Source organism: Streptomyces sp. NPDC021093, assembly GCF_044333135.1.
Taxonomy (GTDB): Bacteria; Actinomycetota; Actinomycetes; order Streptomycetales; family Streptomycetaceae; genus Streptomyces.
The window spans coordinates 307,315-325,229 of the sequence record NZ_JBIRQJ010000002.1 but is presented as its reverse complement, the minus strand read 5'-3'; the positions used below and the strand labels follow the sequence as shown (position 1 = coordinate 325,229).

12 protein-coding genes are annotated in these 17,915 nt (G+C 70.9%); 7 read left to right on the top strand and 5 right to left on the bottom strand.

Features of this window, described 5'->3' with window-relative positions; all coding sequences use genetic code 11:
* Positions 1-4: 4 nt before the first annotated feature.
* The 3 genes from ACH4SP_RS06500 to ACH4SP_RS06490 form a co-directional block, all read right to left on the bottom strand.
* Entirely contained in the window at positions 5-2,356 is a 2,352-nt protein-coding gene (locus tag ACH4SP_RS06500; protein ID WP_398410318.1) for an MMPL family transporter, read from the bottom strand.
* 156 nt (positions 2,357-2,512) lie between these two features.
* Positions 2,513-2,953: an SSI family serine proteinase inhibitor gene (locus tag ACH4SP_RS06495; RefSeq protein WP_398410313.1), complete on the bottom strand. Its 441-nt coding sequence runs from the start codon at positions 2,951-2,953 to the stop codon at positions 2,513-2,515.
* Between the two features lie 159 nt (positions 2,954-3,112).
* On the bottom strand, positions 3,113-3,661 hold the full coding sequence (locus ACH4SP_RS06490) for an FHA domain-containing protein (protein WP_398410310.1): 549 nt from the start codon (positions 3,659-3,661) through the stop codon (positions 3,113-3,115).
* 215 nt (positions 3,662-3,876) lie between these two features.
* Between ACH4SP_RS06490 and treZ the strand changes: the two genes are divergently transcribed.
* Entirely contained in the window at positions 3,877-5,640 is a 1,764-nt protein-coding gene (gene treZ, locus ACH4SP_RS06485) for a malto-oligosyltrehalose trehalohydrolase (RefSeq protein ID WP_398410305.1), read from the top strand.
* Positions 5,641-5,718: 78 nt separating this feature from the next.
* On the opposite strand, the gene ACH4SP_RS06480 is transcribed toward treZ, so the two are convergent.
* Together ACH4SP_RS06480 and ACH4SP_RS06475 are read right to left on the bottom strand one after the other, a co-directional pair.
* Positions 5,719-6,081 (bottom strand): hypothetical protein, encoded by a 363-nt coding sequence (locus tag ACH4SP_RS06480; protein WP_398410300.1) that lies wholly within the window; start codon positions 6,079-6,081, stop codon positions 5,719-5,721.
* 150 nt (positions 6,082-6,231) lie between these two features.
* Positions 6,232-7,332 (bottom strand): LacI family DNA-binding transcriptional regulator, encoded by a 1,101-nt coding sequence (locus tag ACH4SP_RS06475; protein WP_398411781.1) that lies wholly within the window; start codon positions 7,330-7,332, stop codon positions 6,232-6,234.
* Between the two features lie 483 nt (positions 7,333-7,815).
* Between ACH4SP_RS06475 and ACH4SP_RS06470 the strand changes: the two genes are divergently transcribed.
* The 6 genes from ACH4SP_RS06470 to ACH4SP_RS06445 all read left to right on the top strand — a co-directional run bounded on the left by ACH4SP_RS06470 (position 7,816) and on the right by ACH4SP_RS06445 (position 17,787).
* Positions 7,816-9,162: an ABC transporter substrate-binding protein gene (locus ACH4SP_RS06470; protein WP_398410296.1), complete on the top strand. Its 1,347-nt coding sequence runs from the start codon at positions 7,816-7,818 to the stop codon at positions 9,160-9,162.
* Between the two features lie 125 nt (positions 9,163-9,287).
* Positions 9,288-10,181 (top strand): carbohydrate ABC transporter permease, encoded by an 894-nt coding sequence (locus ACH4SP_RS06465; RefSeq protein WP_398411777.1) that lies wholly within the window; start codon positions 9,288-9,290, stop codon positions 10,179-10,181.
* Positions 10,178-11,053, top strand: a complete 876-nt coding sequence (locus ACH4SP_RS06460; protein WP_398410291.1) for a carbohydrate ABC transporter permease — start codon at positions 10,178-10,180, stop codon at positions 11,051-11,053. The genes ACH4SP_RS06465 and ACH4SP_RS06460 overlap by 4 nt, the downstream gene beginning before the upstream one ends.
* A 37-nt stretch (positions 11,054-11,090) precedes the next feature.
* Positions 11,091-12,365 carry a glycosyl hydrolase gene (locus ACH4SP_RS06455; protein WP_398410287.1) on the top strand — a complete coding sequence of 425 codons (1,275 nt, stop codon included), beginning with the start codon at positions 11,091-11,093 and terminating at the stop codon, positions 12,363-12,365.
* A gap of 293 nt (positions 12,366-12,658) precedes the next feature.
* Complete coding sequence (locus tag ACH4SP_RS06450) at positions 12,659-14,728, top strand: endo-beta-N-acetylglucosaminidase (RefSeq protein ID WP_398410284.1); 2,070 nt, start codon at positions 12,659-12,661, stop codon at positions 14,726-14,728.
* Between the two features lie 26 nt (positions 14,729-14,754).
* The gene (locus ACH4SP_RS06445; RefSeq protein ID WP_398410282.1) at positions 14,755-17,787 is read left to right on the top strand and encodes an alpha-mannosidase; all 3,033 of its coding nucleotides are present in this window, start codon (positions 14,755-14,757) and stop codon (positions 17,785-17,787) included.
* The last annotated feature ends 128 nt before the right edge of the window (positions 17,788-17,915 follow it).

Here is a 17,915-nt window from a genome sequence, read left to right as displayed (position 1 = left end):
GCGGTCAGCGCGGCCCTGCCCCCTCGTGCCCGGTGTGTTCGGCGTATCCGGCGTATCCGGCGGGAGCCGTGCTCGCGTACGGCGAACCCGCCTTGGAATCGAGCCGCTCGGCGGCCGCCCCCGGCATCCGCACCGGCCACCAGGTCCGCTCCCCCAGCAGCGCCAGCGCCGACGGCAGGATCAGGGCCCGCAGGACCACCGCGTCGAACAGCACGGCCACCGTGAGTCCGACGGCTATCTGCTTCATCTCGATACGGTCGATGAACAGGAAGCTGACGAACACCGACACCATGATCACGGCAGCGCTCGTGACCACTCCGGCGGAGCCCGCGATGCCGTCCACCACCGCCTGCCGGGTCGGCACCCCGCGCAGTACGGCCTCGCGGATCCGGCTGACCACAAAGATCTGGTAGTCCGTGGAGAGCCCCACCAGGATGGCGAAGACCATCAGCGGGGTGCGCGACCCGACGAACCCGAGCGACTCGAAGTCGAGCGGCCCCTGCGCCCAGGTGCCCTGGAAGACGAGCGTCAGCACGCCCCAGGAGACCATCACCGCCGCCAGGTTGAGGAGCACGCCCAGGACAGCGAGGACGACCGAGCGGAACGCGGCGTACATGACTGCCAGGCAGGCCAGCGAGACGAAGACGACCACCCAGGGGAGTCGGTCCGACTGGTGCGCGGCGTAGTCGAATCCGCCGGCGATCTCTCCGCTGACGGCGACCTCGGCCCCCGGCACCGCACCGACGGTCGCCGGTATCAGCCCGGCGCGCAGCCGCTCCAGCGAGCGGGTCGCCTCCGGAGAGTTCTGGGTGTGCGGAACGGGCAGTTCCAGCAGGGTGGTCCGGCCGTCCGCCGAGGTCCGCAGGGACGGAGCACCGTCGTTCGCCGCGAACAGGGGGTCGCCCTTCGTACGCTCGGAGAGCCTGTTCAGGGCGTCCGCCACCGCCCCGGTGTGTGCCGCGTCGGAGCGTACGAGGACGAGGTGCGAGGCGCCCTGGTCCGGGAAGGCGGCCGTCAGCCTGTCGTAGGCGGCGACGGCGGGCACGCTGTCGGGGAAGGTCTCCGTGCCCTCGGTGCCGAGCTTCATGTTCAGGGCGGGCAGGGCGAGTGCGGCGGTCGCCGCGAGGCCGACGAGCAGGGTGGCGAGGGGACGCCGCATCACGGGACGCAGCAGGGCGGTCCAGACCTTGCTGTTGCCGGAGCCGCTGCCGGAGCCCTTCTTGCCGAAGCCGCCACTGCCGGAACTCCCCCTGCCTGAACGGCGGTTCGCCTCGGTGCTGTTGCCGGAACGACTGCGGTTCGCGCGGCCCCGGCGGCCGTCCACCCTGGGGCCGAGCTTCGCGAGCAGCGCGGGCAGGATGGTCAGCGAGCCGCCGACGGCGACCAGCGTGACGAGGATGGCGCCGGTGGCGATGGACGAGAAGATCACGTCGTCCATCAGGTAGAGCCCTCCCAGTGAGAGGGCGACGGCGAGTCCGGACTCGACGATCGCGCGGCCCGAGGTAGCGGCGGCCAGTTCGACCGCGGCCGCGTGGCTGAGGGTGCCGCCCGAGCGCTCCCGCTCCTCCCGCACCCTCTTGAGGTAGAAGAGCGAGTAGTCGACACCGACGGCCATGCCCAGCATGAAGATCACGCTGAGGGCGGCACCGCCCGCGTCGGGGAAGAGCCAGGAGGCGGGGCCGTAGAGGCCGACCGCTCCCGCGAAGGCCAGCAGGGCGAGCAGTACGGGGATTCCGGCGGCGACGACCGCGCCGAAGACGACGAGCAGGATGAGGAAGGTGACCGGGAGACTGATCATCTCCGTCCGCTGGAGGTCCTTGCCCTGCTGGTCGTTGACGGCGTTGGAGATGGAGGCGCTGCCCGTTTCCTCGATGCGCAGCTCCGGGTGCGCCCGCTGGGTCTCCGCGGTTCTGGCGAGCAGCGCGTCGACGTCCTTCTTGGCGGTCTCCTTGTCGCCGCGCAGGGTGACGGTGACCAGGAGGGCGCCGCCGTCCCCGGACCGTATCGGTCCGTCGACGTCGGTGACGGACGGCAGGGTCCGCATCCGGCGTTCCAGATCGGCGGCGGCCGAGCGGGCCGCGGCCGGGTCGAACTTGCCCTTGCCGCCGGTGATCAGGAGCTTCTCGACCGGGGCCGGGGTCAGGTGCCCCTCGTCGGCGAGTGCTTCGGCGCGGCCGGCCTCGCCGACCCAGAAGTCGGCGAACGTGCCCTTGTTGGTGCCTGTTGCGACTCCGGCTCCTAGGCACAGCACGACCAGGAGGACCCAACCGACGATGGCGCGCCACGGGTGGGTGGCGCACCACCGTGCCGTCCTGACCGTGACCGGCTGTCTGCTGCTGCCCTTGCTGCCCCGCATGAGGGCTCCTCCCGTGGAAGCGTGCTGTCTGGGTGATCAGCTTCCTTCGGGGGGTGTACCTGCGTCACTGACACCAGCCGTACAGTCGCCCTGGGGTTTTCCCCAGGGCCGCACTGCGGTCAACCGCAGTCCGCAGTGCGGTCAACAGGCGTTCCGTCAGGCCGACTTGAAGACAGAGCCCGTCGACGCGTGCATCACACAGGCGTTGGGGTAGTTCTTCGCGAACACCATCCGGCGGCCGTCCCACATGCCGTACGACATGGCGGTGACCGGCTGGTAGATCATCGGGCAGGCGACGTCCGCACGCTTGATCTTCGCGATGTCGCCGTCGACCGCCTTGAGCTGCTTGCAGGCGACGGCGGCCGCCGGGTGGCCGCTGCCCTTGGGCGGCGGGCAGCGCAGCAGGTTGCCCTTCATGTCTCCGACGGCGTCGTCGCCCTCGATGACCACGGTGTACAGCCAGTTGCCCGGACGGGGCGCCTGGTCCGTGGCCGCTGCGGTCGCGCTGCCCGCCCCGGCGAAGAGTGCCGCCGCGGCGGCTGCCGCGACGAGTGCCTGACGTCCCGCTGTCCGTACTGCCGTCCGTACTGCCGACATGACTGTCACCGTTCCTTGCACGGGTGTGCGCGGGCGGGCGCCCGCGCCGGTGCGTGCATCGGCACGGAGTGGACCCGTGTTGACCGGTGTGGGGCCGAACGGCCCAACGATCCAAGCCCGGGGGCCCGCGGTCCAACCCCGGGGCCCGCCGGACCGGTCTCAGTTCGCCGACAGCCGGAAGGACATCCGGCCGAAGCTGACCTGGTCCCCGTCGTTGACCACGGCCACCCCGGTGACCCGGCGCCCGTTCACACAGGTGCCGTTGGTGGAGCCGAGGTCGCGGAGGATCCAGATGCCGCCCTGCAGGGCCAGTTCCGCGTGCCGGCGCGAGACGGTCTCGTGGCTGAGCCGCAGTCCGTTGCCGGAGTCGCGGCCGATGCGCAGCGGCGCGGGTCCAGGCTCGGGGAACAGCAGCTTGGGCAGCCGCTCGGCCGTCCACGCCCTGCGCAGCCGCACGGTGAACGCGGAGGCGCGGCTGACCGCGCCGAACATCCTGCGGGACCAGCGGCCGTCGGTGTCCAGGTCCGAGGTGAGGACGGCAAGGTCGGCGGACTGACGTGCGGCGAGGGCGAGTTCCATGCGGTGCAGGAAGGTTTCGTGCGACAGCTTGCCCTGGGCCGCGCCTTCCCGCAGTACGGCGAGCGCACGGTCCCGCTCGGCGTCGGAGAGCCGCGCCGGGTAGGTGTGGGGCTCGTAAGGGGGCGTCACAGGAAGATTGTCGGGCCGAGATGGCGGAGGTGTCCAGCAGACCGGGTGTTCTCGCCCGAGCTGACCAGCGCGGGAACACGGATTGCGGCGCCTTCGAACGGGCACTCCGGACGACTCGGGCCAACAGGACGGCCCGGAACGGCACAATGATCCGGAACACCGGAACAACAGAACGACTTGGGCAAGCAGAGCTCTCCGACGAAGAGGGGCCGCCAGTGCTGTTCGACGTGTGGGCACCACAAGCCGAGGAGCGGGTCACGCTCCACCTGCCGGGCGCGGCCGTCGCCACGTACGGCATGGAGCGCGATCCGGACCGGGACGGCTGGTGGACGGTACGGGCCGAGGCGGCGGACGGCAGCCGCTACGGGTTCTCGCTCGACGGCGGCCCGGTCCGCCCCGATCCGCGCTCCCGCCGCCAGCCGGACGGGCCCGACGGGCTCAGTGCCGTCGTGGACCACGACGCGTTCGCATGGCGGGACGGCTGGGCGGGCCGGCCGCTGACGGGGGCGGTGCTGTACGAGCTGCACATCGGCACGTACACCCGTGAGGGCACCTTCGACGCCGCCTCAAAGAGGCTCGGACACCTGGTGGAGCTGGGCGTCACCCATGTCCAGCTGATGCCGGTGTGCCCGTTCCCCGGGACGCACGGCTGGGGGTACGAGGGGGTGTCCCTGTGGGCGGTGCACGAGCCGTACGGCGGACCCGACGGGCTCAAGCGGTTCGTCGACGCGGCGCACGCCGTCGGGCTCGGCGTGGTCCTGGACGTGGTGCACAACCACCTCGGCCCGTCCGGCAACCACCTGCCCCTGTTCGGCCCGTACTTCACGGAGACGCACCACACCCCCTGGGGCGCGGCGGTCAACCTGGACGCGCCCGGCTCGGACGAGGTACGGGCGTACCTGTCCGAGAGCGCACGGTCCTGGCTGCGGGACTACCGGCTCGACGGGCTGCGCCTGGACGCCGTGCACGCCCTCGCGGACACGCGGGCGCTGCACTTCCTGGAGGAGCTGTCGGCCGGCGTCGACGCCCTGGCCGCCGAACTGGGCAGGCCGCTGTTCCTGATCGCCGAGTCCGATCTCGCCGATCCGCGCACCACCACCGCGCGCGAGGCGGGCGGCCTCGGTCTGCACGCCCAGTGGAACGACGACTTCCATCACGCCCTGCACACCGCGCTGACCGGCGAGTCCCAGGGCTACTACGCCGACTTCGCCCGTGCACCTCTTGAGGCGCTGGCGAAGACCCTCACGCGCGCCTTCTTCCACGACGGTACGTACTCGTCGTTCCGGGGCCGGATCCACGGCAGGCCCCTCGACCGCACGGCGACCTCCGCGCACCGCTTCCTCGGGTACGCGCAGACGCACGACCAGGTCGGCAACCGTGCGCTCGGGGACCGGCTGTCCGCGTCGCTCTCCCCCGGGCTGCTGGCCTGCGCGGCGGCCGTCGTCCTGACGAGTCCGTTCACGCCGATGCTGTTCATGGGCGAGGAGTGGGGGGCGCGCACGCCGTGGCAGTTCTTCACCGACCACACCGATCCGGCGCTGGCCGAAGCGGTACGCAGCGGGCGCAGGCGGGAGTTCGCGGCCCACGGCTGGGCGGCGGACGACATCCCGGACCCCCAGGACCCGCGCACCCGGGACCGGTCCTGTCTCGACTGGTCGGAGCCGGACCGCGAACCGCACGCCCGTCTGCTGGCCTGGCACCGCGAGCTGATCGCTCTGCGCCGCACGCACCCGGACCTGTCCGACCCGGACCTGGCGTCGGTACGGGCCGCCCACGCGGCGAACGGGGCGGGCCGCTGGATCGCCTACCGCAGGGGTGACATCAGGGTCGCGGTGAACCTCTCCGACGCCCCGGCGACCATCGGTCTCGGCCGCAACGGGCGCAGCCGCGTGCTGGCGGCGTGGGAGCCGGTGGAGGCGCCGGGGGCGGACGGGGTGCTGGTGCTGCCGCCGGAGTCGTGCGTGGTGCTGGGGAGTTGACGGATCCGAGCTGCACCGGGCGCCCTCCTCATAGAGGCCGAGGACGGCCCGCCCTGAGACCGAGGAGGGCTCGCGCCCTCAGCGGTACCCGGTCCGCCACGGGTAGAGCGCGAGCAGCAGGACGGCGGCCAGCACCGACAGGACGACCACGGTCGCCACCCAGTCCCGCTGCCGGCGCTGGCGTCCTCCGGTCGGCCAGGCGCGCCAGCCGTCGGGCTGCGCCCTGACCGTCTTCTTCCGGCGACGGCGGCCCAGCCCCCGCCTCTGCTGCCTGGCTGCCGCCTCGTCCTCACGGCGCAGCCGCTCGGCGACCATGCGGGCGCGGGCGGAGGGCTCCTTGGGTGCGGAGGCTCTGATGCGGGTCTCGTTGTCCCGCTCGAACTGCTCCCACACGTCGTCGGGAAGGGACGGCTCCCCGTCGGCCAGGGGTCTGTCGGTCACTGCCAGGAGTCCTCTCGGGCGGAAAACGATCACGTCGGGACACCTGTGTCCGAACGTGCGCGCGAGAGCATATAGCGAGGTACCGACAGTCGAACACCGACCGGACAGACGCGACAAACAGCCCCTCCCACCCATCGCCTCACCCTCTTCTCACCCTCTTTGAGGCGGCGGCCCGGTGCTCTCCCTCGGTTCCAGGTGCGGGAGTTCGCCCTGCAGACTGCGCACCGGAGCGCCGTCGACGACCGCGAGGAGTTCCTGCGCCGCCAGTCGGCCGAAGGCCGGGGTGTCACGCACCAGGGCGGTCAGCCGGGGGTGGGTGACCCGGCAGAGGGCCGAGTCGTCCCAGGCGACGATCGACAGGTCGCGGGGTACGGAGACGCCGCACCCCGCGGCCACCGAGGCGCCCGCGACCGCCATCACGTCGTTGTCGTAGACGATCGCCGTCGGGCGGCTGTGCGACGGCTCGCCAAGGATGCGGCGGGTGGCTTCGGCCCCCTCCGCGTCGGAGTAGTCGGTGGCCACCGAACGAACCTCGTCCTCCGTCAGGCCGCGGCGGGCCGCCTCCGCACGCAGGGAGAGGATGCGCCGCTCGGTGTGGGCCAGGCCGCGCATCCCGGCGACGTGCACGATGCGGCGGTGGCCGAGGGCGTGCAGATGGTCCAGTACGGAGGCCATCGCGCCCGCGTCGTCGGCCCACACGTTGGAGACGGGCAGCGGGATCTCGGCGTGGTGCGCGTCGGCCTCCAGGCCGCCGATGACGACGGCGGGCAGGCCCAGCGAGGCGAGCAGGGCGGGGCGCGGATCGGCCACCCTGGGGTCCACGACCAGGACGCCGTCCACGCGGCGCTCCGCCCACCAGCGGCGGAGCACGGCCAGTTCGGTGTCGAGGTCCTCCACCACCTGGAAGAGCAGCGCCACTTGGCGTACGGAGAGCGCTTCCTGGATGCCGGAGACGAGCTGGAGGAAGAAGGACTCGACGCCCAGGGTACGGGCGGGGCGCGCGAGCACCAGGCCCGCGCAGCCCGCACGTTCGCCGGAGAGGGCACGGGCGGCGCTGTTGGCCTGCCAGCCGAGCTCCTCGGCGACCCGGCGCACGCGCGCGCGTGTGCCGGACGAGACCCCGGGGCGGTCGTTGAGCGCGAAGGAGACCGCGCTCTCGGAGACACCGGCGCGGCGTGCGATGTCCTTCATGGTGGGCCTGCGCGCCGGCCGGGGCCGGATGCCGTCGCCTGACGCGGCAGCAGCGGTCATGGGGCGGGGTTCCTCTCGGGTGCGGGTGCGGGTGCGGGTGGTGGTGATGGTGATGGTGATGGTGATGGTGGTGCAAATGGTGGTGCAGGTGGTTGTACGCATGGTGGTACGGGTTCCTGTGCCGCCGATGCCCGGGCGGCGCTAACACCCGCACGTCGACGGCGGGGCCGTAGGCGATGCGGCCCGGACCGTCCACCCCCCAACCCCGTCCCCGACTCCGGCCGGAACATGCCGAGTAGCGAGCTGAACCGCATGAGCGCTTCCTGCGGAGAGCCCCGAAGAAGGCGCGGGCTAAACCGCATTAGCGCGAAGAAGCATTACCGCGACCCACACCCGGTGTCAACTCCCCACTCAACCGCATTAGTCCAGCTCACAGAAGCACAAAAACCAACGCGTGCAGACCTGTTGACGCCACGCGCACCACCCGTCCATCGTGTGTTCCGCAATCCGGCAGCGCGGCCGGTGCGAAGAGGAGGAACGACGATGTCCCGTGGGCGCCTGTCCCGTATCTCCATCGCCACCGCCATGGCGGCAACCCTGCTGTCGACCGCCGCCTGCGGCATGGGCGGCAGCGGCAGTGACAACGATGTCAAGCAGCCCGAGAAGTCGGGCAAGGTGTCCGGCGAGATCAGCTTCCGCACGCTGCAGCTCAAGCCGACGTTCACCACGTACGTCCAGGGCGTGATCGACGCGTTCGAGAAGAAGTACCCGGACACCAAGGTGAAGTGGGAGGACGTGCCGGGCGACGGCTACAACGAGAAGCTCGTCGCGGACGCCCAGGCCGGCGCCCTGCCGGACGTCGTCAACCTCAACACCGACTCCTTCCGGCTGCTCGCCGACCGGGGCATGCTGGCGGACATCGCCAAGCTGGACCCGGCGGTCCGGAAGGACTTCGTGCCCGGCGCCTGGGACCAGTACAAACTCCCCGCCGAACAGGGCGTGTTCGCCTATCCCTGGTACGTGACGCCGGAGATCCTCACGTACAACAAGGACCTCTTCGCCAAGTCGGGCCTGGACGTCGACAAGCCCCCGACGACGATCGAGCAGTTCTTCGACTACGCGGAGAAGATCACCGAGAAGTCCGGCGGCAAGTACACGGCGTTCATGGCCGATCCGAAGTCGCGGCTGCCCGGTGACTGGCAGAAGATGGGCATCCCGCTCCTCAACGCCAAGAAGGACGCGTTCAGCTTCCACACGCCGAAGGCCGTCGAGTGGGTCGAGCGGATGAAGAAGCTGTACGCCATGGGCGCCATGCCCAAGGAGTCGCTCACCAAGTCCGACGACACCAGCCAGCTGTACGGCGCGGACAAGCTGGTCTTCGGGCCAGGATCCCCCGGCTTCATCCGGGACGTGAAGGCGAACGCACCGAAGGTGTACGCCAAGACGCAGGTGGCGAAGGCGGTCACCGGGGTCCTCGGCCACATCGGCATCTACACGCAGTCGCTCGGCGTCCGGAAGGACACCAAGTCACCCGACGCGGCAGCCGAGTTCGCGAAGTGGGTGACGAACGGTCCGAACCAGGTCGCCTTCTCCAAGGAGGTCGCGATCTACCCGTCGAACGCGAAGGGCCTTGCCGACCCGTACTTCTCCGACAAGGGCGACGGCAAGGACCCGGAAACCCTTGCGCGGGCGCTCGGCGCGGAGGAGCTGAAGGAGGCACAGCTCGACGCGAACACGCCCGTGGAGTGGACCAGTCAGATCGGCGACGCGGTGGTCCGCGAGATGCAGAAGGCGATCAAGGGCGAGGTCGACGCGAAGACCGCGCTGACCAAGGCGCAGGACGAGGCGAACAAGATCCTGGCCCAGCAGGCCAAGCTGAAGAAGAAGTAGGCGGCGGGTTCGTGTCACAGACCACCGACACCGGACCACGCGCCGATCCGTCCGCACCGGGCGGCGGGCACGCCTCCACCGGGGGCGGGCGCGAGGCCCGCCGCCTCAAGAAGGCCAAGAGCGCCATGGGTACGGAGACGGGCCTGGTGCAGCGCCGCTGGTGGACGCCGTACCTGTTCCTGCTGCCGGGGCTCGCCCTGGTGGCGACGTTCAGCCTCTGGCCGTTCGTCAACACCGTGCTCCTCTCTCTGACGGATGCTCAGATCCTGCGCGGCGGGGGCTTCGTGGGGTTCGACAACTACGCGCGGGCGCTGGGTGACGACACCTTCTGGCTCGCCCTGTTCAACAGCGTGCTGTACACGGTCGTGGTCGTGCCGTGCCTGGTGTTCCTGCCGCTGGCGCTGGCCGTGCTCGTACAGAAGAAGATCCCCGGCATCGGCTTCTTCCGGTCCGCCTTCTATACGCCGGTCATCGCGTCGGCGGTCGTCGTCGGCCTGATGTGGCAGTGGATACTGCGCAGCGACGGACTGGTCAACACCGTCTTCGAGAAGCTGCGTCTGATCAGCGAGCCGATCCCGTTCCTCACCGACTCCACGATGCTGCTGGTCTCGGCGATGATCGTGACCGTGTGGAAGGGCCTCGGCTACTACATGGTCTTCTACCTGGCCGCACTGGGGAACGTACCGACGTCGCTGTACGAGGCCGCGGCCATCGACGGCGCGGGGACGCTGCGGCGCTTCTTCAGCATCACCGTGCCGAGCGTGAAGCCGATGATGCTGCTGGTCGGGACGTTGTCGGCGATCTCGGCGCTGCGCGTCTTCACCGAGATCTACATCCTGGGCGGCGAGAGCGGCGGTCCTGGCGGCGACTCCCGGACGCTGCCGTTCCTGATCCGTCAGGTGGGTCTCGGGTTCGCCGGCGAGACGGGTTACGCGGCGGCCATCTCCATCCTGCTGTTCCTGCTCACGCTGGTGTTCAGCCTGCTGGGGCACCGCCTCTCGAAGGGGGACGAGAGTTGAGCACGACGTCTGCTCCCGCGAAAGCCGCCGCGAAGCCGCCGAGGCGGTACAGCCGGCGGGCGCTGGCCGGTCTTTCCGGACGGTATCTGACGCTCTGTCTGATGCTGGTCGTACTGGTCGGCCCGATCGCGTGGCAGTTCCTGACCTCGCTGAAGGGCCGTGGCGAGAACGTCTACGAGGGCGTCCTGCCCAGCGATCCGACGCTCGACAACTACGCCCGGGTGTCCGAGGCCTTCCCGCTCTTCCAGTACGTCGGCAACACGCTGATCGTGGCGGTGCTCGCGATCGTCTCGAACTGCCTGTTCGCGGCGATGGGCGGATACGCGCTGTCGCGGGCCGGGTGGCGGGGCCGCAAGACGGTCTTCACGGTGCTGGTCGCGACGCTGATGTTCCCGTTCGAGTCCGTGATGATCTCGATGTTCCTGACGGTACGTGAGATGGGTCTGGTCGACACCCTGGCCGGGGTGTGGCTGCCGGGGGCCGTCTCGGTCATCAACCTGATGATCATGCGCGCGGCGTTCCTCGCCGTACCGAAGGAGGTCGAGGAGGCGGCGGTCCTCGACGGGGCGAACGAGTGGCAGCGGTTCCGGCGCGTCTTCCTGCCAAGTGCCAAGGGAGCGCTGGCAGTTGTCTGCATCACCAGCTTCATGGGGGCCTGGGACGACTTCCTGTGGCCACTGATCGTGCTGACCAACAGTGAGAACTACACGCTGCAGCTGGGGCTGAAGACCCTGGCGGGCGCGACGACCGTCAACGACCAGCGGCTGATCGCGGCCGGGGCGATGGCGGCGCTGCTGCCGATGATGCTGCTGTTCTTCGCGTTGCAGCGGTACTTCTTCAAGGGCGTCGGTGAGGGCGCCATCAAAACCTGACCTGCCGACCTGCCGACCTGCCGACCTAGGGATGCCGATGTCTGTACGACGCGTAAACCCCGTCCGTCCGCAACCGCGCTTCGGGGCCAATTACACGCCGTCCGTGGGGTGGTTCCACCACTGGCTGGACTTCGAACTCGACGAAGTACGACGGGACTTCGAGTCACTGGCCGCCCTCGGCCTCGACCATGTGCGGGTGTTTCCGCTGTGGCCCCTCTTCCAGCCCAACCGGACGATGATCCGGGGCCGGGCGGTGGAACAGCTCGGGCAGCTGGTCGACGCGGCGGACGAGCACGGGCTCGACGTGACGGTGGACGCGCTGCAGGGGCACCTGTCGAGCTTCGACTTCGTCCCGGCGTGGCTGACGACGTGGCACAGGCGGAACATGTTCACGGACCCGGACGTGGTGGAGGCGGAGGCGCGGTACGTGGAGACGCTGGCCGCCTCGCTCGCCGAGCGGCCCAACTTCATCGGGATGACCCTCGGGAACGAGGTCAACCAGTTCTCCGACCGGCCGCACCCGGACCCCGATCCGTGTACGTACGACCAGGCGGGGCGGTGGCTGGAACGGCTGCTGGCGGCGTGCGAGCGGGGTGCGCCGGGGAAGCTGCACGTGCACTCGGAGTACGACGCGGTGTGGTTCCAGCCGGGGCACCCCTTCACCCCGGCGCACGCGTCGCAACTGGGTGGTGCGACGACCGTCCACGCATGGGTGTTCAACGGGACGGCGCAGCGGCACGGCCGGGCCGGCCCGGCGACGGTCCACCACGCGGAGTACCTGATGGAGCTGTCGCGGGCGTGGGCCGATGTGCCGGGGCGGCCGGTGTGGCTGCAGGAGGTGGGCGCTCCCGCGCCACTCGTCCCGGCGGAGCACGCGGCGGAGTTCGTGACGGCGACGGTGGAGAACGCGCTCACCTGCGAGGACCTGTACGGGGTGACGTGGTGGTGCTCGCACGACGTGTCACGTCGGTTGGCGGACTTCCCCGAGCTGGAGTACAGCCTCGGACTGCTCACCTCCGAACGGGAATTGAAGCCGCAGGGGAAGGCCGTGGCCGAGATGGTCGCGCGGGTACGGGCGGGAACGGCGCCGGGGCCTGTGCGGCGGCGTACGGCGCTCGTCCTCGACGCCGGGGACGCCATGACCGCGCCGGGGCGGGCGACTTGCGCCCCGGGCGGGGAGTTCTACGAGGCGTGGGCGGGGCTGGCGGGGGACGGGGTACGAGCGGCGGTTGTTCTGGCCGAACGGGCTGCGGATACGGAGTACCTGGCGGGACGGGGGATCGAGGAGGTGGTGGGGGTGGGGGGCCAATGATTCACACCCCAGTGCGGGTGCGTGTCCCGCTTCGCGGATTCGGCCCCTCCCCGCCCCTTCCCGAAACCGCTGCCGCGGGGCTGGTCGCAACGTGCGGGTGCATCGTGGCTGATCGCGCAGTTCCCCGCGCCCCTAAATACCGCCGTCTCCTTGGGCAGCGGGGCCGCCCCCCGGGGGCGGAACGGGTGGGCAAGGGGGCGGCCCCCACTGCGGCACGCCCCCACCACGACCGCGCTCCCCCGACACCGCCCCGCAACACCGACCGCACACCCCATCACACCCCGGAGACCCCCATGCCCCTCTCCCGCCGCACCCTCCTCACCGCCACCACCGCCCTCGGCGCCACCCCACTCCTCTCTACCGCCCCGGCAGCAGCGGCTGCCAAGCAAGAAGAGCCCACCCACCCCCTCCAGCCCTACGCCAGTTACTGGTTCCCCGACACCTTCCCGCAGGGAAGAGAGCCCGACCCCGGCGCCACCTGGCGCAGCCTCAAAGCCTGGCGCGCCGCCGACGACCCCGACCTCCCCTTCAACGCCTCCACCGTCCCCCTCGCCACGAAGCAACGCTTCACCCCACCCCCCGCCAACCCCACCGCCCGCCCCGACCAGGCCAGAATCTCCGCCCTCGTCTCCTTCGGCACGACCGCCCGCAACCCCTCCCAGGGGTCACCGACCGCCGATTTCTACGCCCTCACCCACTGGGCGTACCTCGAAGAGCTCGTCTTCTGGGGCGGGTCGTCCGGCGAGGGCATCGTCCTGGCCCCGAACGCCCCCGTCGTCGACGCCGCCCACCGCAACGGCGTCCGCGTCCTCGGCAACGTCTTCCTGCCGCCCGTCGCCTACGGCGGCAGCCTCCAGTGGACCCGCGACCTCGTCCAGCGCGACGCGTTCGGCCGGTTCCCGCTCGTCGACCGGCTGATCGAGGTCGCCCGGAGCCACGGCTTCGACGGCTGGTTCATCAACGGGGAGACCGACGCGGGCGGCGACACCCAACTCGCCGCCGAATTCGTGGAGTTTGTCAAGGAGCTGCGCCGCTCCGCCCCCGACCTCTCCCTCACCTGGTACGACGCCTTCAACACCGAGGGCCGCGTCGGCTGGCAGGGCGCGCTCAACGACAAGAACGCCGCCTTCTTCCGCCACTCCCGCACCATGTTCGTCGACTTCCGCTGGTCCCCGGCCAAGCTCGCCGAATCCGCCGCGTACGCGAAGAGCATGGGCCGCTCCCCGTACGACCTCATGACCGGTGTCGACGTCGAGGCGAACGGCTGGAGCACCCGCACCGACTGGGACGCCATCGTCCCCGCCACCCGCGACCACGTCACCGGCCTCGGCCTGTACCGGCCGGAGTGGACGCTGCACTCACTCCCCTCCGCGACCCGCACCCCGGCCCAGTTCCACGCCCGCGACGACCAGTTCTGGACCGGCGAGCGCTCCGACCCCACCGCCCCGAACGGCCCCGGCACCTGGCGGCCCGCCGCCCAGTACGTCGCCGACCGCTCCACCGTCTCCGCCCTCCCCTTCGCCACCTCCTTCAACACCGGCCACGGCGTCGGCTGGTACGAGAACGGCCGCCGCACCGGCAGCGCCGCGTGGAACCACCTCGGGCTCCAGGACCTGCTCCCGTCCCGCCGCTGGACCGTCCGCACCGCCGGCAGGCGCCCGCAGGTCGGCTTCGCCTTCGACGCCGCCTGGCGCGGCGGCAGCAGCCTCCTCGTCGAGGGGCCGGGTGAGTTCGCGGCAGCCCCTGTCGAGCTGGACCTCTACCGTACGAAGCTGCAAGTGCGCGGCGGCACGATCGACTTGGTCCACCAGACCGCCGCAGGCGGCGCCGCCACCGTCGAAGTGACCCTCACCGGCCCGGACGGCCGTGTCCACCGGCTCGCGACCACCCGCGTCCGTACCGTCAACGGATGGACCGTCTCCACCGCCCGCCTTCCCCGAGCGGTGGGCCGTGTCGACGCGATCGGCGTCCGGCTCACCGGCACCGCCTCGGCCTGGCGACTCGGCGCACTCTCCGTGCACGAGGGTTACGAGGGAGACAAGGGGCACGAGGGGTACGAGCGCGAAGCCCGCACCCCGGACCGCCCCCGCTCCGTACGCATCACCGACCACCGGGTCACCTCCCCCACCACCGCCGAGCTCCGCCTGCGGTGGCAGCCGGTGCGCGGGGCCCGGCACTACGAGGTGCACCAGGTGCTTCCGGACGGTGCGCGGCGTTTCCTCGGCGGCACGGCGGGCAGCGCCTACTACGTCCCGTCCCTGCACCGCACCTCGGACACCGAGCAGCGATCCGTTCTCGAAGTCCGCGCGGTGGGGCCGCTGTTGAGCTCCTCGCGCCCCGCCACCACCTCCCTCGCCTGGTAACACCACACAGACTCGGAGCCACCCTCATGCACGACGACCGCAGCATCGTGGAACACCGCCTCCGGCGAGTGCTCCAGGAACGCGTCCAGCCCGCCGTCCGTTCCCACTCCGTCCCCCTCACCATCGAACGCTGGGAAGCGCCCGGCGAGCCGGTTCCGGTCGCCGAGGGGCTGGCCGCCGGGTACGAGCCGGCGGCCGCCGGTGACCTGTGGGGACCGGCCTGGGGCACCACCTGGTTCCGCATCACGGGGCGGGTGCCCGCCGAGTGGGCGGGCCGGACCGTCGAGGCCGTCCTCGACCTCGGCTTCGACCGGAACATGCCGGGCTTCCAGTGCGAAGGCCTGGTCTACCGGCCCGACGGCGAGGCGGTGAAGGCCCTCAATCCGCGCAACGACTGGGTGCGGATCGGCGGTGACCGCGTACAGGGCGGCGAAGAGGTGCTGCTGTACGTCGAGGCGTCCTCGAACCCGATCCTGGTCGACCACGCCCCCACGTACGAGGGCGACCGGCTGACCGCACGACAGGACCCGCTCTACCGCATCGAGCGCATGGACCTGGCCGTCTTCGAGACCGAAGTCTGGGAGCTGGTGCAGGACTTGGAGGTGCTCGACTCGCTGATGCACCAGCTGTCCAAGGCGGACGCGCGCCGCTGGGAGGTCCTGCGGGCGATCGAGCGCTGCCTGGACGCGGTCGACCTGACCGATGTCGCGGGGACCGCCGCACGCGCCCGTACCGAACTCGCCGAGGTCCTCGCGGCCCCCGCCAACCGCTCCGCGCACCGGATCAGCGCGGTCGGGCACGCGCACATCGACTCGGCGTGGCTGTGGCCGCTGCGCGAGACGGTGCGGAAGGTGGCCAGGACCTCGTCCAACATGGTCAGCCTGATGGACGACCACCCCGAGTTCGTCTTCGCGATGTCGCAGGCGCAGCAGCTCGCGTGGATCAAGGAGCACCGGCCCGAGGTGTTCGGAGCGGTCAAGAAGAAGATCGCGGACGGGCAGTTCGTACCGGTCGGCGGCATGTGGGTGGAGTCGGACACCAACATGGTGGGCGGGGAGGCGATGGCCCGTCAGTTCCTGTACGGGAAGAAGTTCTTCCTGGACGAGTTCGGGGTGGAGACCCATGAGGTCTGGCTGCCGGACTCCTTCGGCTACACGGCGGCGATGCCGCAGCTGGTGAAGCTGTCCGGGTCGAAGTGGTTCCTGACGCAGAAGATCTCGTGGTCACAGGTGAACAAGTTCCCGCACCACACCTTCTGGTGGGAGGGCATCGACGGCACCCGCGTCTTCACGCACTTCCCGCCGGTCGACACGTACAACTCGGACCTGGGCGGCGAGCAGATGGCGCACGCGGCCCGCAACTACCGCGAGAAGGGCCGGGGTTCGCGCTCACTTGCCCCCTTCGGGTGGGGCGACGGCGGTGGCGGTCCCACCCGCGAGATGCTGGCGCGGGCGGAGCGGCTGCGCGATCTGGAGGGTTCGCCGAAGGTGACGGTCGAGAAGCCGTCCGCCTTCTTCGCGAAGGCGGAGGCCGAGTACCCGGACGCCCCGGTGTGGGCGGGCGAGCTGTATCTGGAGCTGCACCGGGGCACGTACACCTCTCAGGCCAAGACCAAGCAGGGCAACCGGCACAGCGAGTCGCTGCTGCGCGAGGCGGAGCTGTGGGCGTCGACGGCGGCCGTCCGCGTGCCCGGATACGCCTACCCGCAGGCGGAGTTGGAGCGGATCTGGAAGACGGTGCTGCTGCACCAGTTCCACGACATCCTGCCGGGTTCGTCGATCGCCTGGGTGCACCGCGAGGCGCGCGAGACGTACGCCCGGATCCGCGCCGAACTGGAGTCGATCACGGTGGGCGCGCAGACCGCGCTCGCCGGGCGGGGCGAGGAGCCTCTCGTCTTCAACTCGGCTCCGCACGACCGCCGTTCGGTCCCGGCGGGCGGCGCGTCGGCCGTTCCCGTACGTACGACGGAAGCGGTCACCGTATCGGCGCGCGACGGCGGCTTCGAGCTCGCCAACGGCCTGCTGCGCATCACGGTCGACAGCCGCGGCCTGGTCGTCTCGGCGTACGACGTCGGGGCCCGCCGGGAGGCCGTCGCCCCGGGCCTGGCGGCGAACCTGCTCCAGATCCACCCGGACTTCCCCAATATGTGGGACGCCTGGGACATCGACGAGTTCTACCGGCACAACGTGACGGATCTGGACGGGGTCGACTCCCTCGAACTGGCCGTCTCCACCGAGGAGTTGGCGACGATCGCCGTCACTCGTTCCTTCGGGGAGTCGACCGTCACGCAGCGTCTCACCCTCCGTTCCGGTGCGAAGGTCCTCGACATCGAGACGGACGTCGACTGGCGCGAGACGGAGAAGTTCCTCAAGGCGGCCTTCCCGCTGGACGTGAAGGCGGAGCGGTCGGCGGCCGAGACGCAGTTCGGGCACGTCTTCCGGGCGACGCACACCAACACCTCCTGGGAGGCCGCCAAGTTCGAGATCTGTGCGCACCGCTGGATCCAGGTGGAGGAGCCCGGCTGGGGCACGGCCGTCGTCAACGACTCGACGTACGGCCACGACGTCACCCGTGACATGCGCGAGGACGGCGGCCAGACCACCACGGTCCGGCTCTCCCTGCTGCGCGCCCCGCGCTACCCGGACCCGGAGACCGACCAGGGCACCCACCGGCTGCGCTTCGCGCTCGCGCCCGGCGCCACGGTCACGGACGCGGTCCGCGAGGGCCACTGGATCAACCTCCCGGAGCGTACGGTCCCGGGCGCGCCGGGCACGGTGGTCGAGCCGCTGTTCCGCGTGGACGACGACCGCGTCGTCGTCGAGGCGGTCAAGCTCGCGGAGGACGGCAGCGGCGACGTGGTCGTCCGGCTGTACGAGGCGGCGGGCGGCCGGGCGACGGGCACGCTGACGGCCGGCTTCCCGGCGGCGTCGGTCACGGAGACGGACCTCCTTGAGCGTCCGCTCGCCGGTTCACCCTCGTACGCGCCGGGTGCGGACGGCGGTGTGGAGCTGGAGCTGCGCCCGTTCCAGATTCTGACGCTGCGGGTGGCGCGGGCCTGACACTGCGACGCGCAGGCCGGGTGGGCCCCTCGTCCAGGGCGCCCACCCGGCGGTGTCTCACTTCGCCCGCCCCAGCTCCTTCCGGAACAGCTCCAGCACGTTCCCGCCGAGGATCTTGCGCAGCACGT

Coding starts and splice junctions, on each gene's coding strand:
- ACH4SP_RS06465 (WP_398411777.1), top strand. CDS start 9,288: ATGGGTACGGAGACGGGCCTGGTGCAGCGCCGCTGGTGGACGCCGTAC.
- ACH4SP_RS06475 (WP_398411781.1), bottom strand. CDS start 7,332: ATGACCGCTGCTGCCGCGTCAGGCGACGGCATCCGGCCCCGGCCGGCG.
- ACH4SP_RS06470 (WP_398410296.1), top strand. CDS start 7,816: ATGTCCCGTGGGCGCCTGTCCCGTATCTCCATCGCCACCGCCATGGCG.
- ACH4SP_RS06455 (WP_398410287.1), top strand. CDS start 11,091: ATGTCTGTACGACGCGTAAACCCCGTCCGTCCGCAACCGCGCTTCGGG.
- ACH4SP_RS06445 (WP_398410282.1), top strand. CDS start 14,755: ATGCACGACGACCGCAGCATCGTGGAACACCGCCTCCGGCGAGTGCTC.
- ACH4SP_RS06500 (WP_398410318.1), bottom strand. CDS start 2,356: ATGCGGGGCAGCAAGGGCAGCAGCAGACAGCCGGTCACGGTCAGGACG.
- ACH4SP_RS06450 (WP_398410284.1), top strand. CDS start 12,659: ATGCCCCTCTCCCGCCGCACCCTCCTCACCGCCACCACCGCCCTCGGC.
- ACH4SP_RS06495 (WP_398410313.1), bottom strand. CDS start 2,953: ATGTCGGCAGTACGGACGGCAGTACGGACAGCGGGACGTCAGGCACTC.